This window comes from Arthrobacter sp. Y3221048 (assembly GCF_059092685.1).
In genome coordinates this window covers 260348-272790 of record NZ_JBNHHX010000004.1, presented here as the reverse complement: position 1 = coordinate 272790, position 12443 = coordinate 260348, and the positions used below count along the sequence as shown (strand labels likewise).

11 protein-coding genes and 1 tRNA gene are annotated in these 12443 nt (G+C 67.1%); 7 read left to right on the top strand and 5 right to left on the bottom strand.

Annotation, left to right across the window (positions count from 1 at the left end):
* Positions 1 to 35: 35 nt before the first annotated feature.
* Positions 36 to 1103, top strand: coding sequence for a Gfo/Idh/MocA family protein (locus AC5RVS_RS13770; protein WP_494108569.1), 1068 nt, complete (start codon positions 36 to 38; stop codon positions 1101 to 1103).
* A gap of 108 nt (positions 1104 to 1211) precedes the next feature.
* On the opposite strand, the gene AC5RVS_RS13765 is transcribed toward AC5RVS_RS13770, so the two are convergent.
* From AC5RVS_RS13765 to AC5RVS_RS13745, 5 genes are all read right to left on the bottom strand, one after another.
* Positions 1212 to 1284: transfer RNA gene (locus tag AC5RVS_RS13765), tRNA-Lys, on the bottom strand.
* Between the two features lie 112 nt (positions 1285 to 1396).
* Entirely contained in the window at positions 1397 to 2476 is a 1080-nt protein-coding gene (locus AC5RVS_RS13760; protein WP_494108568.1) for a PQQ-dependent sugar dehydrogenase, read from the bottom strand.
* 3 nt (positions 2477 to 2479) lie between these two features.
* Positions 2480 to 2956, bottom strand: a complete 477-nt coding sequence (locus AC5RVS_RS13755) for a hypothetical protein (RefSeq protein WP_494108567.1) — start codon at positions 2954 to 2956, stop codon at positions 2480 to 2482.
* A gap of 177 nt (positions 2957 to 3133) precedes the next feature.
* Positions 3134 to 3574 carry a hypothetical protein gene (locus AC5RVS_RS13750; protein WP_493986866.1) on the bottom strand — a complete coding sequence of 147 codons (441 nt, stop codon included), beginning with the start codon at positions 3572 to 3574 and terminating at the stop codon, positions 3134 to 3136.
* A 148-nt stretch (positions 3575 to 3722) separates the two neighbouring features.
* The gene (locus AC5RVS_RS13745; protein ID WP_493986867.1) at positions 3723 to 3878 is read right to left on the bottom strand and encodes a hypothetical protein; all 156 of its coding nucleotides are present in this window, start codon (positions 3876 to 3878) and stop codon (positions 3723 to 3725) included.
* Between the two features lie 72 nt (positions 3879 to 3950).
* Here AC5RVS_RS13745 and AC5RVS_RS13740 point away from each other — a divergent pair, with 72 nt between their 5' ends.
* The 6 genes from AC5RVS_RS13740 (at position 3951) to serA (ending at position 12437) form a co-directional block, all read left to right on the top strand.
* Entirely contained in the window at positions 3951 to 4868 is a 918-nt protein-coding gene (locus AC5RVS_RS13740; RefSeq protein WP_493986868.1) for a LysR family transcriptional regulator, read from the top strand.
* A 163-nt stretch (positions 4869 to 5031) separates the two neighbouring features.
* A complete protein-coding gene (ilvD, locus tag AC5RVS_RS13735; protein WP_494000034.1) occupies positions 5032 to 6735 on the top strand; it encodes a dihydroxy-acid dehydratase in 1704 nt (567 codons plus the stop codon).
* A 356-nt stretch (positions 6736 to 7091) separates the two neighbouring features.
* Positions 7092 to 8993: an acetolactate synthase large subunit gene (locus AC5RVS_RS13730; protein WP_493986870.1), complete on the top strand. Its 1902-nt coding sequence runs from the start codon at positions 7092 to 7094 to the stop codon at positions 8991 to 8993.
* A gap of 2 nt (positions 8994 to 8995) precedes the next feature.
* On the top strand, positions 8996 to 9508 hold the full coding sequence (gene ilvN / locus AC5RVS_RS13725; protein ID WP_493979937.1) for an acetolactate synthase small subunit: 513 nt from the start codon (positions 8996 to 8998) through the stop codon (positions 9506 to 9508).
* Between the two features lie 35 nt (positions 9509 to 9543).
* Positions 9544 to 10569, top strand: a complete 1026-nt coding sequence (ilvC, locus tag AC5RVS_RS13720; protein WP_493979938.1) for a ketol-acid reductoisomerase — start codon at positions 9544 to 9546, stop codon at positions 10567 to 10569.
* 278 nt (positions 10570 to 10847) lie between these two features.
* Positions 10848 to 12437, top strand: coding sequence for a phosphoglycerate dehydrogenase (gene serA / locus AC5RVS_RS13715; protein WP_494108566.1), 1590 nt, complete (start codon positions 10848 to 10850; stop codon positions 12435 to 12437).
* Positions 12438 to 12443: the final 6 nt, after the last annotated feature.

The following is a 12443-nucleotide window of genomic DNA, read 5'->3' as shown; positions in this document are numbered from 1 at the left end:
TTGAACAAATTATGGCACAAGAGTAATCTTCCGGTATGTCGAACGCCGATGGCCCTCCGCGCCCTGTCCGCACCGGCTTGGTGGGCTATGGCCTGGCCGGCAAAGTATTTCACGGGCCCTTCCTTCGTGCCCTTCGGGAGTTCTCCTTGGACGCCATCGCGACGTCCCACCCGGAACGCAAGCTGCAGGCCGCCAAGGATCATCCCGAAGCGAAAATTGTTGCAGACGCCAACGAATTGCTGGAGGCAGGCCTGAATCTGGAGCTGGTGGTGCTTGCGGGGCCTCCCCATACCCATGTGGAGCAAGCACTGGCAGCGCTGGACGCAGGCTTGGCCGTGATCGTGGACAAGCCCTTCGTGCCAACGGTCGCCGACGGCGAACAACTGATCGAACGGGCGGAACGTGTCGGGAAGCCCCTGATTGTTTTCCAGAACCGGCGGTGGGACGGGGACTTCCGAACCGTGAGGAAGGTACTGGCCGACGGGCAGCTGGGCCGGGTCTATCAGTTTGAATCGAGCTTCGAGCACTGGGCGCCCAAAGTCGTTGACCGCTGGCAGGATGCAACGCCTCCGCGGCTGGCCGGCGGGATTACTTTTGATCTGGGAAGCCACCTCATAGACCAGGCCCTGGTACTGTTCGGGCCGGTTGACGAGATCCGCGCCGACGTGCGCACTGTCCGTGAAGGGGGCGGCAACGACGACGTCAGTCTCGTTGAGCTATTCCACTCGAACGGCGTGCATTCGCGGCTCTGGATGAGCCGGGTGGCGGCGCAAGCCGGACCCCGCTTCCGCGTTTTGGGGACTGAAAGCGCTTTTGTCAGCTACGGCCTGGACGGACAGGAGCCGGCCTTGGCAGCCGGTGCAGTCCCAACTGATCCAGGGTTCGGTGCCGAGCCCGAAAGCACATGGGGCACCATCGGCATCCAAGGGCCAGGCCATCCCGCACCCATTGCAGTGCCGACCGAAAGAGGCGACTACCTTGGGTTTTACAGGGTTGCGGCCCAGGCGATTCGGGGAAGCGGGCCTATCCCCGTCGATCCCAGGGATGCTTTGGAGGTCGTCCGCGTGATTGAACGAATTCATCAGCTCGGGAAGCCTGGCTAGGGGAGGCTTCGGGCGTCAGTTCTTCTCCAGGCCCGGCCCTGCTCCGTCCGAAGAACAAAAAACCCCGTCTGTCCAGGCTTGCGCACTGGCCAGACGGGGTTTCGCTTGTGCACCCCCCGGGACTCGAACCCGGAACCCATTGATTAAGAGTCAATTGCTCTGCCAGTTGAGCTAGAGGTGCAGCTGTCGGTGAGAGTCCCAGCGGCGGTTTCCCGGGCGCTTCTTCCCTCGCAACGACATGTAACTCTAGCAGGACCTTTCCACGAAAGTGAAATTGAAGCGGCGTTTGTCGCCTACTTCACAGAAACGGCCAGCATTCGGTCCTCGTCGGTACCGTTGGTGAGGACCCAGAGCCGGCCGTCCGGGGCCGCGGCCACGTCACGCAGCCGGCCGTATTCTCCTTCATAGAAGGCCTCGGGCTCTCCGGCCTCCGTGCCGTCAAGCTCTACCCGCCACAGCCGCTGGCCCCGCAGTGCAGCGATCCACGCAGTGCCGTCCACCAAGGCCATGCCGCTGGGGGAGGCCTCGGCCGTGGACGGCCAGACCACCTTGGCGTCGATGAACCGCTCGTCGCCGGGGGCTCCCGTAACGTCCGGCCAGCCGTAGTTGCCGCCGGGTTCGATCAGGTTCAGCTCGTCGTCCCGGTCAGGGCCGAACTCGGTAATCCAGAGCCTGCCGTCGGCGTCCCACGCCAGCCCCTGCACATTGCGGTGGCCGAAGCTGTAGACCGGGCTGTCGCCGAAGGGGTTGCCGGGGGCCGGGTCGCCGTCGGGCGTGACCCGCAGAATCTTGCCGCCCAGCGAGGACAAATCTTGGGAGCGGGAGGAATCGGAGGCGTCGCCGGTGGCGATGTACAGGTAGCCGTCCGGGCCGAACTTGAGCCGTCCGCCGTTGTGGATCCCGGCTTTGGGGATGCCGGTGACGATTTCCTGCGCGTCGCTGAGCCGGCCGTTGTCCCAGCGGTAGCTGAGAACCCTGTTGTCCTCCGGCGAGGTGAGGTAGACGTAGAGCCGGGCATCGGCGTCGAAATCCGGGCTGGGCTCCAGCCCCAGCAGGCCGGCCTCACCGGTGGTTTCCAGCGCAGATTCGACGGGCACGGCGGCGACCGTTTCGCCGTCGACCACGTGTTTGATGAGGCCGGTGTCGTTTTCCGAGATGAGTGCGCTGCCGTCGGGCAGGACCGCTATGGACCACGGTTCGGCCAGGCCGGAGGCTGCGGTGTCCACGTTTGGGCTGGTTCCGGCGCCGCCGCCACCGTCCGGCCGGGCATTGCCGCCGCCGCTGCAGCCGGCCAGGACGGTGGACAGCGCCACGGCCAGGGCCAAGGGAACAAACCGAAGCGGCAGGACGCGCCGATCCGCCTCGTCGTCCATCCGTCAGCCTCGTTTCCGGTTCGCTCCGTCTCCGTCCTCGGCCTGGACGGACGGTTCGATGACCGCCTCGCCCGCGTAACCGAGCCATTCGGTCTCATCGTAGAGCGGTTTATCCGTGACGGCCGCCTGCTCCGCTGCTGCGTCCTCGACATCGGCAGGCACGGGCTCCCCGGCGCCGGCACCTCCGGCGGTTGCCGTGCCGGTGGCGCCAGGGAACTCCGGCATTGTCTCCTCGACCACCAGGTCCTCGTCGGCGGCCGGAACCAGGCGGCCGGTCGTCTGGTTTCGGCCGGCGGTGTCGGAGGGCGCATGCGTCTGGTTTTGGCCGGCGGTGTCGGAGGGCGCGTCCGTCAGATTCGTCGGCGTGGAGGCCGGGGAGCTGGCCTCCGTGGAACGGGGCTTGCGGCTGAACAGCCGGCACAGCAGGGCGGTCACGATGGTGGCTGCGACGGCGATCCTGATTCCCCATCTCCGGTCCATGGCCTTCACCTTCGGTTGATGGTTGTGGTGCATCCGGTCCCGACGTTACGTGCGGGGCCGGGCAGTGTCCATAGGCCCCGGTGCCCGATCGGGGAGGCGGAGCCGGCAGGTTTGGGGAGATGCCCGCCGGGCCCGAGGCAGGCGGACCGCGGGCCGGAAGATCGGCCCGACACGGGGCTAGGCCCGGAAGATCAGCTCCGCCATGAAGCTGTGGAAGTCGGGCTGGTCTTCGGACTGGTCGATCGTGTGGCCCTCGGTCGGCAGCTTTCCTTCGGCCTGGACTCCGAACCGGAACGTCCTGCCGGTGCTGGTGCCCACTTCGTATTCCCCGCCGCCCAGCTGGACCGCATGGGACATGTTGGTCATGTTGATCGCGACGGGGGTGCCGCCGGGCGTCAGCGCGGAGCCGTCGAACGGGGCGATGACCAGCTCCTGCGGCCGCCAGCGGTAACCGATCACGTAAAAGTCTCCGGTCCCGCCCTGCGCTGCGTGCGCATTGTCCTGGCGGCTGCTGGCGAAGACGAGGTTGTAGTCCCCGTAGTTGGGAATCTGGGAGTCAAAGATGGCGCTGAGCGCGTCCTTGAGTTCGTCGCTGGTGGGCATGTCGCTGCTGGGCATGGTGGCTTTCGGATGTGATTGGGCTGTGGGGGAGCTGTCGCCTGCGGCGGCGGAAGCGGGGATCGCTGCCGGCCAGTTTAGTGAGCCGGACCCACAAAAAAGCGCCTGGCCCATGTGGTGCCCGGCGCTTGATTGAGGGGGGAGGATGTCAGACGGCGTCGACGGCTTTCACCGGCATGGCCGCATGGTCGGTCTCCCACGTGTGGCTGCGCGGCACCGGGCCGTGGTCGCGGCGGACAACGACGGCGAGGCGCGCCAGGACGGCGGCCATCCCCACTACGGTCAAGGCAACTGAGACTGTCATTCCACCATTGTCAACCGGGGCAACCGTCAAGTTCAAGCTAACGTTACTTACCTCACTATGTAGTATCGCTTTATGGACATGAGGCGCCTCCAAATACTGCGGGAACTGGGCGACCGCGGGTCCGTCGTCGCTACCGCCGCTGCGATGAAGATCACAGCCTCGGCCGTGTCGCAGCAGCTGAAGGCGCTGCAGCGGGAAGTGGGCGTCACGCTGGTGGAGAAAGCCGGCAGGGGAGTGCGCCTGACCGAGGCCGGGCTGGCCATGGCCGCGGCTGCCGCGGACGTCTCCGCGGCGATGGAGAGGGCGCAGGCCACCGTGGACGGCTACCGCAGCGGCTGGCAAAACCAAATCCGCGCGGCGTTCTTTCCCAGCGCCGCGGAAATGTTTCTGCCGGGCCTGATGTACCGGCTGCAGGACATCGAGGGGCTGCACTTCGACCCCTGCCTGGAAGATCCGTCCGTCGAGGGGTTCTTGCCGCTGGCGGCCGACTACGACCTGGTGCTGGCACACAGCCAGCAGGGCGTCGAGGCCTTCGCCCGCAGCGGCATCACCGTGCTGCCGTTGCTGGACGAGCCGCTGGATGTGGCCATGCCCGCCGGCCATCCGCTGGCAGAACTCGACGTCCTCAGGCCGGAGGATGTGGTGGACCACCCGTGGATCGGCGTCCCGCAGGGCTTTCCGTTCGAACAGGTGCTGCGCCAGATCGAAGCACGCACCGGCAGGCTGGCCAAGCGGACTACCCGCTACGCCGACCTCCGCGTGATGGAGGCCATGGTGGCCGCCGGGCACGGGCTCGCCGTGGTGCCGCGGTTTACCTCGCGGAAGGCGCAGTCCACCCGCGGCTTCGTGATGCGCCCGCTGGAGGGGATCCGTGCCAGCCGGACCATCGTGGTGCTGGCGCGCAGTGATGTGGCCGAACGCAGCAGCGTGCACCGGGTGATCGGGATGCTGCAGCAGGAAGCCGCGGCGATCGCCAGCCAGCAGGGCTGACGGCGGCCGCCCCAGGCGGCCCGGGTGGACGCGGTTGCCGACCCGGGTGGGCGCCAGGGCGGCCGCCCCGGCCAGCCCGGGCGTGCCGCGGTTGCCGGCCCACGTGGGCGCCGCCGTCGTAATATGGCCCTGCCATGGCCGCGCGGGTCATAGAATCGATGCCATGAGTGCGGACGCAACCCCAGACATCAAGCCCCGTAGCCGGGTAGTAACCGATGGCATCCACGCCGCTCCGGCGCGCGGCATGCTCCGAGCCGTAGGGATGGGCGACGAGGACTTCGCCAAGCCGCAGATCGGCATCGCGAGCTCCTGGAACGAAATCACCCCCTGCAACCTGTCGCTGAACCGGCTGGCCCAGGGCGCCAAGGAAGGTGTCCACGCCGGCGGCGGTTTCCCGATGCAGTTCGGCACCATCTCCGTCTCCGACGGCATTTCCATGGGGCACGAGGGCATGCACTTCTCGCTGGTCTCCCGCGAGGTCATCGCGGATTCGGTGGAAACGGTCATGATGGCCGAGCGCCTGGACGGTTCCGTGCTGCTGGCCGGCTGCGACAAGTCGTTGCCGGGCATGCTGATGGCCGCCGCCCGCCTGAACCTCTCCTCGGTGTTCCTCTACGCCGGCACGATCATGCCCGGCTTCGCGAAGATGGAGGACGGCTCGGAGAAGGAAGTAACCCTGATCGACGCCTTCGAGGCCGTGGGTGCCTGCGCCGCCGGCAAGATGAGCCGCAAGGACCTGGACTCGATCGAGCGCGCCATCTGCCCGGGCGAAGGCGCCTGCGGCGGCATGTATACGGCCAACACGATGGCCTCCATCGGCGAGGCCATGGGCATGTCCCTGCCGGGCTCCGCCGCGCCGCCCTCGGCGGACCGCCGGCGCGACAACTTCGCGCACAAGTCCGGCGAGGCCGTGGTGAACCTGCTGCGCAAGGGCATCCGCGCCCGCGACATCATGACCAAGAAGGCCTTCGAGAACGCCATCGCCGTGACCATGGCGTTCGGCGGCTCCACCAACGCCGTGCTGCACCTGCTGGCGATCGCCCGCGAGGCGGAGGTGGACCTGACCCTGGACGACTTCAACCGGATCGGCGACAAGGTCCCGCACCTGGCCGACATGAAGCCCTTCGGCCGCCACGTGATGTTCGACCTGGACAAGATCGGCGGCGTCCCGGTGGTCATGAAGGCGCTGCTGGATGCGGGCCTGCTGCACGGCGACTGCCTGACCGTGACCGGCAAGACCGTGGCCGAGAACCTGGCGGCCATCAACCCGCCGGACCCGGACGGCAAGATCCTGCGCGCCCTGGACAATCCCATCCACAAGACCGGCGGCGTGACCATCCTGCACGGTTCGCTGGCCCCCGAAGGCGCCGTGGTAAAGTCCGCGGGCTTCGACGCGGACGTCTTCGAGGGCACCGCCCGCGTGTTCGAACGCGAGCAGGGCGCCCTGGATGCGCTGGACAACGGGCAGATCAAGGCCGGCGACGTGGTGGTCATCCGCTACGAGGGCCCCAAGGGCGGCCCGGGCATGCGCGAGATGCTGGCCATCACGGGCGCCATCAAGGGCGCCGGGCTCGGCAAGGACGTGCTGCTGCTCACCGACGGCCGGTTCTCCGGCGGCACCACCGGCCTGTGCATCGGGCACGTGGCGCCGGAAGCGGTCGACGGCGGCCCGATCGCCTTCGTGCGCGACGGCGACCTGATCCGCGTGGACATCGCGGCCCGCAGCTTCGACCTGCTGGTCGACGAGGCCGAGCTGGAAGCCCGCAGGGTGGGCTGGGAGCCGCTGGCGCCGAAGTTCACCACCGGCGTGCTGGCCAAGTACGTCAAGCTGGTGAACTCCGCGTCCACCGGCGCCTACTGCAGCTGAACCACGACGGCGGGCGCCGCCCCTCCACGAGGCAAGCGCCCGCCGTCGTGCCCGCCACGGGCATCCGGGGAGTCCACGTTTTGGACTCAGATGCCCAAATAGTGAGACAGCGATGTCTCAGGTTGACACTGATATCTGCGTGGCACGAGACTGAAGCCATGCAAAGCGTATCCGTGGTCGTCCTTACCAAGCGCGTGGCGTAACCGCCCGTCTGGCACGACCACGTCACGCGCGAAACCCCATCGGAGCCAACCGGCTCGACGGGGTTTTTTTATTTGCAGAAGAGAACAGGGCCGTCCTCCTCGCGGAGGACGGCAAGCACATCAGAGAACGTAAAGATCCGCAAAGGAAATCCGATGACTAAGGGATCGCCAATCAGCCCCTCGCTGATGGCCAACAAGGCGCCGGCCTCGCCCGACGCTTTCAAAACCAAAGATGTAGCTGCCTCTGTCTCTTCCGTCGTGGACGGCCTCAGCCCGGTAGTCGGGCCGAACAACATCGTGCCGCCCACGGAAATGACCGGCTCACAAGCCGTTGTCCGTTCGCTGGAAGAACTGGGCGTCGATGACGTCTTCGGGTTGCCGGGCGGGGCCATCCTCCCCACCTACGACCCGCTCATGGATTCGGCCAAGATCAACCACGTCTTGGTCCGTCATGAACAGGGTGCAGGCCACGCCGCACAGGGTTATGCCATGGTCACCGGCCGCGCCGGTGTCTGCATTGTCACCTCCGGCCCGGGTGCCACCAACCTGGTCACCGCCATTGCCGACGCGCACATGGACTCGGTGCCGATGGTGGCGATCACCGGGCAGGTCTCCTCGGCCGTGATCGGCTCGGACGCGTTCCAGGAAGCGGACATCGTCGGCATCACCATGCCGGTCACCAAGCACTCCTACCTGGTCACCAAGGCGCAGGAGATTCCCCGCGTGCTGGCCGAGGCGTTCCACATCGCCACCACGGGCCGCCCCGGCCCGGTGCTGGTGGACATCACCAAGGACGCCCAGCAGTCCATGATGAGCTTCTCCTGGCCGCCGAAGATCGACATTCCCGGCTACCGCACGGTGGTGCGCGGGCACTCCAAGCAGGTGCGCGAGGCCGCCAAGCTGATCGCCGCGGCGGAGCGCCCGGCGTTCTACGTGGGCGGCGGCGTGATCAAGGCCCACGCGTCGCAGGAGCTGCGCGAGCTGGCCGAACTGGTGGGCGCCCCGGTGGCCACCACGCTGATGGCTCGCGGCGTGTTTCCGGATTCGCACCCGCAGCACGTGGGGATGCCGGGCATGCACGGCTCCGTCTCCGCGGTGACCGCGCTGCAGCAGGCCGACCTGCTGATCACGCTCGGCGCCCGCTTCGACGACCGCGTCACCGGCGTGCTGAGCACCTTCGCCCCGGGCGCCAAGGTGATCCACGCGGACATTGACCCCGCGGAGATCTCCAAGAACCGCACGGCCGACGTGCCGATCGTGGGTTCGGTCAAGGAGATCATTCCGGAACTGGCCGACGCCTGCCGCGAGCGGTTCGCCGCCGAAGGCACCCCGGACCTCTCCGCCTGGTGGGCCATGCTGAACCGGCTGCGCGAGACCTACCCGCTGGGCTTCGCCGAGCCCGACGACGGCCTGATGGCCCCGCAGCAGGTGATCCAGCGGATCGGCGAGCTGACCGGGCCGGAAGGCGTCTACGTTGCCGGCGTGGGCCAGCACCAAATGTGGAGCGCGCAGTTCATCAAGTACGAGCGCCCGCACGCCTGGCTGAACTCCGGCGGCCTGGGCACCATGGGCTACTCGGTGCCGGCCGCCATGGGCGCCAAGGTGGGCAACCCGGACCGCGTGGTCTGGGCCATCGACGGCGACGGCTGCTTCCAGATGACCAACCAGGAACTGGCCACCTGCCGGCTGAACAACATCCCCATCAAGGTCGCGGTGATCAACAACTCCTCGCTGGGCATGGTCCGCCAGTGGCAGACCCTGTTCTACGACGGCCGGTACTCCAACACCGACCTGAACACCGGCCACGACACCGTGCGCGTACCGGACTTCGTGAAGATGGCCGACGCCTACGACTGCGTGGGCCTGCGTTGCGAACGTCCGGAGGACATCGACGCCACGATCCAGCAGGCGCTGGCGATCAACGACCGCCCCGTGGTGATCGACTTCGTGGTCAGCCCCAACGCGATGGTGTGGCCGATGGTCCCCGCCGGCGTGAGCAACGACCTGATCCAGATTGCCCGCGACATGACCCCCGAGTGGGAAGAGGAGGACTAGGAATGTCCCGCCATACCCTTTCAGTGCTGGTGGAGGACGTTCCCGGCGTGCTGACCCGCGTCGCCAGCCTCTTCGCCCGCCGGGCGTTCAACATCCATTCTCTGGCCGTCGGCCCCACGGAAGCAGACGGGTTCTCCCGCATTACCGTGGTGGTCGAAGCCGAGGGCGACCTGCTGGAGCAGGTCACCAAACAACTGAACAAGCTCATCAACGTCATCAAGATTGTCGAGCTGGTTCCCGAAACTTCCGTGCAGCGCGACCACATCCTGGTCAAGGTCCGCGCGGATGCCGCAACACGGCTGCAGGTAACCCAGGCAGCAGACTTGTTCCGCGCCTCCGTGGTCGACGTGTCCACCGACTCGTTGGTCCTGGAGGCCACCGGCACCGCCGATAAGCTCGAGGCCCTGCTTGCAGTGCTGGAGCCGTTTGGCATCCGCGAAATAGTCCAATCCGGAACGCTGGCCATTGGCCGCGGCTCCCGCTCCATGAGCGACCGCGCGCTGCGTTCCGCCTGATTCCATTCCACGCAACCCCAACAGGAGAAACCTAAGTGACTGAGCTGTATTACGACGACGACGCCGACCTTTCGATCATCCAGGGCCGCAAGGTCGCTGTCATCGGTTACGGCAGCCAGGGCCATGCCCATGCCCTGAGCCTGCGCGATTCCGGCGTCGACGTCCGCGTCGGCCTGGCCGAGGGCTCCAAGTCCCGCGCCAAGGCCGAGGCCGAGGGCCTGAAGGTCCTCTCCGTCGCCGACGCCGCCGCCGAGGCCGACGTCATCATGATCCTCACCCCGGACCAGGTCCAGGCCAAGGTTTACGCCGAGTCCATCGCCGACAAGCTCGAAGAGGGCAACGCCCTGTTCTTCGGCCACGGCTTCAACATCCGCTACGGCTTCATCCAGCCGCCGGCCAACGTCGACGTCGCCCTGGTCGCCCCGAAGGGCCCGGGCCACATTGTGCGCCGCGAGTTCGAAGCCGGCCGCGGTGTCCCGGACCTGATCGCCATCGAGCAGGACTACACCGGCAACGCCAAGGCGCTGGCGCTCTCCTACGCCAAGGGCATCGGCGGCACCCGCGCCGGCGTCATTGAGACCACCTTCACCGAAGAGACCGAGACCGACCTGTTCGGCGAGCAGGCCGTGCTTTGCGGCGGCGCCTCGCAGCTTGTGCAGTACGGTTTCGAGACCCTGACCGAGGCCGGCTACAAGCCGGAGATCGCCTACTTCGAGGTGCTGCACGAGCTCAAGCTGATCGTCGACCTGATGGTCGAAGGCGGCATCGCCAAGCAGCGCTGGTCGGTCTCCGACACCGCCGAGTTCGGCGACTACGTCTCCGGCCCGCGCGTGATCACCCCGGAGGTGAAGGAGAACATGAAGGCCGTCCTGGCGGACATCCAGAACGGTTCCTTCGCCAAGCGCTTCATGGACGACCAGGCCAACGGCGCCAAGGAGTTCCTGGAGCTGCGCCAGAAGGGCGAGGACCACCCGATCGAGGCCACCGGCCGGGAACTGCGCAAGCTGTTCTCCTGGATCAAGTCCGACGACGACTACACCGAGGGCGTAGCAGCCCGCTAGGTCAGTCCAACGGCCGGCGCCCCTCGCGGGCGCCGGCCGTCACGTTTCCCCGAGGCACCCTCGTCGTCGTCGCGTTTCCGAGGCGCCGCCGTCGTCGTCACGTTTCCCCGAGGCGCCGCCGTCGTCGTCACGTTTCCCTTGACCGGCCGTTTCACCGGGCGAAGCCGGCCTGCCGGCACCGGTAACAACTGGGGGACAGGCCGCAGCCGTTCTAGACTGGACCTACCCCCATCTATATGCACGGCCATCACCATGCTTGCAGCGAAGGAACAACCCCTGTGGAAAAACCAGTAGTTCTCCTTGCGGAGGAACTCTCCCCAGCGACCATCGAAGCCCTCGGGCCCGACTTCGAAATCCGCCAGACCGATGGATCCGACAGGTCCCAGCTGCTGTCCGCGATTGCCGACGTCGACGCCATCCTGGTCCGCTCCGCCACCAAGGTGGACGCCGAAGCCATTGCCGCAGCCAAGAACCTGAAGGTTATCGCGCGCGCCGGCGTGGGTCTGGACAACGTGGACATCAAGGCCGCCACGCAGGCCGGTGTCATGGTCGTGAACGCCCCGACCTCCAACATCGTCTCCGCCGCTGAACTGACCGTCGGCCACATCCTGGCGCTGGCCCGCCACATCCCCGCCGCCAACGCCTCGCTCAAGGGCGGCGAGTGGAAGCGCTCCAAGTACACCGGCACCGAGATCTACGAGAAAAAGATCGGCATCATCGGCCTCGGCCGCATCGGCGCATTGATCGCCGCGCGCATGCAGGCGTTCGAGACCCAGATCCTCGCCTACGACCCCTACGTGACCAGCGCCCGCGCCGCACAGCTGGGCGTGCAGCTGGTCAGCCTGGACGAGCTGCTGGAGCAGTCGGACTTCATCACCATCCACATGCCGAAGACCCCGGAGACCGTGGGCATGATCGGTGCCGCCGCCTTCGAGAAGATGAAGCCCTCCGCCTGCGTGGTCAACGTGGCCCGCGGCGGCCTGATCGACGAAGCCGCGCTCTACGACGCGCTGAAGGAAGGCAAGATCGCCGGCGCCGCCATCGACGTCTTCGTCACCGAGCCGAGCACCGACCTGCCGTTCTTCGAACTGGAGAACGTGGTGGTCACCCCGCACCTCGGCGCCTCCACCGAGGAAGCCCAGGAGAAGGCCGGCATCTCGGTGGCCAGGTCCGTGCGCCTGGCGCTGGCCGGCGAGCTCGTGCCCGACGCCGTGAACGTGGCCGGCGGCGTGATCGCCCCGGAGGTCCGCCCCGGGATCCCGCTGATCGAAAAGCTTGGCCGGATCTTCACCGCGCTGACCCACGATTCGGTGACCCAGATCGACGTCGAGGTGGCCGGCGAAATCGCCGAGCTGGACGTCAAGGCGCTGGAACTGGCCGCACTCAAGGGCGTGTTCAGGGACGTCGTCTCCGAGCAGGTCTCCTACGTCAACGCCCCGGTGCTGGCCGAGCAGCGCGGCATCAACACCCGCCTGATCACCACCACGGAGTCCGAAGAGTACCGCAACGTGCTGACCATCCGCGGCGCCCTCTCGGACGGTTCGCAGATCTCCGTGGCCGGTACGCTGACCGGCCCCAAGCAGATCCAGAAGATCGTGGCCATCAACGGCTACGAGGTGGAAATGCCGATCAGCGAACACGTGATCGTGTTCCTCTACGAGGACCGTCCCGGCGTGATCGGCACCCTGGGCCGGCTGCTGGGCGAGCAGGACATCAACATCGCCGGCATGCAGGTGGCCCGCAACGACGCCAGCAAGCAGGCGCTGGCCGTGCTGACCGTGGACAGCGCCCTGCCGCAGGACCTGCTGGACCGGCTCAGTGCGGAGATCGGCGCCGTCGTGGCCCGCGAAGTCGACCTGCAGGACTGACTGGCG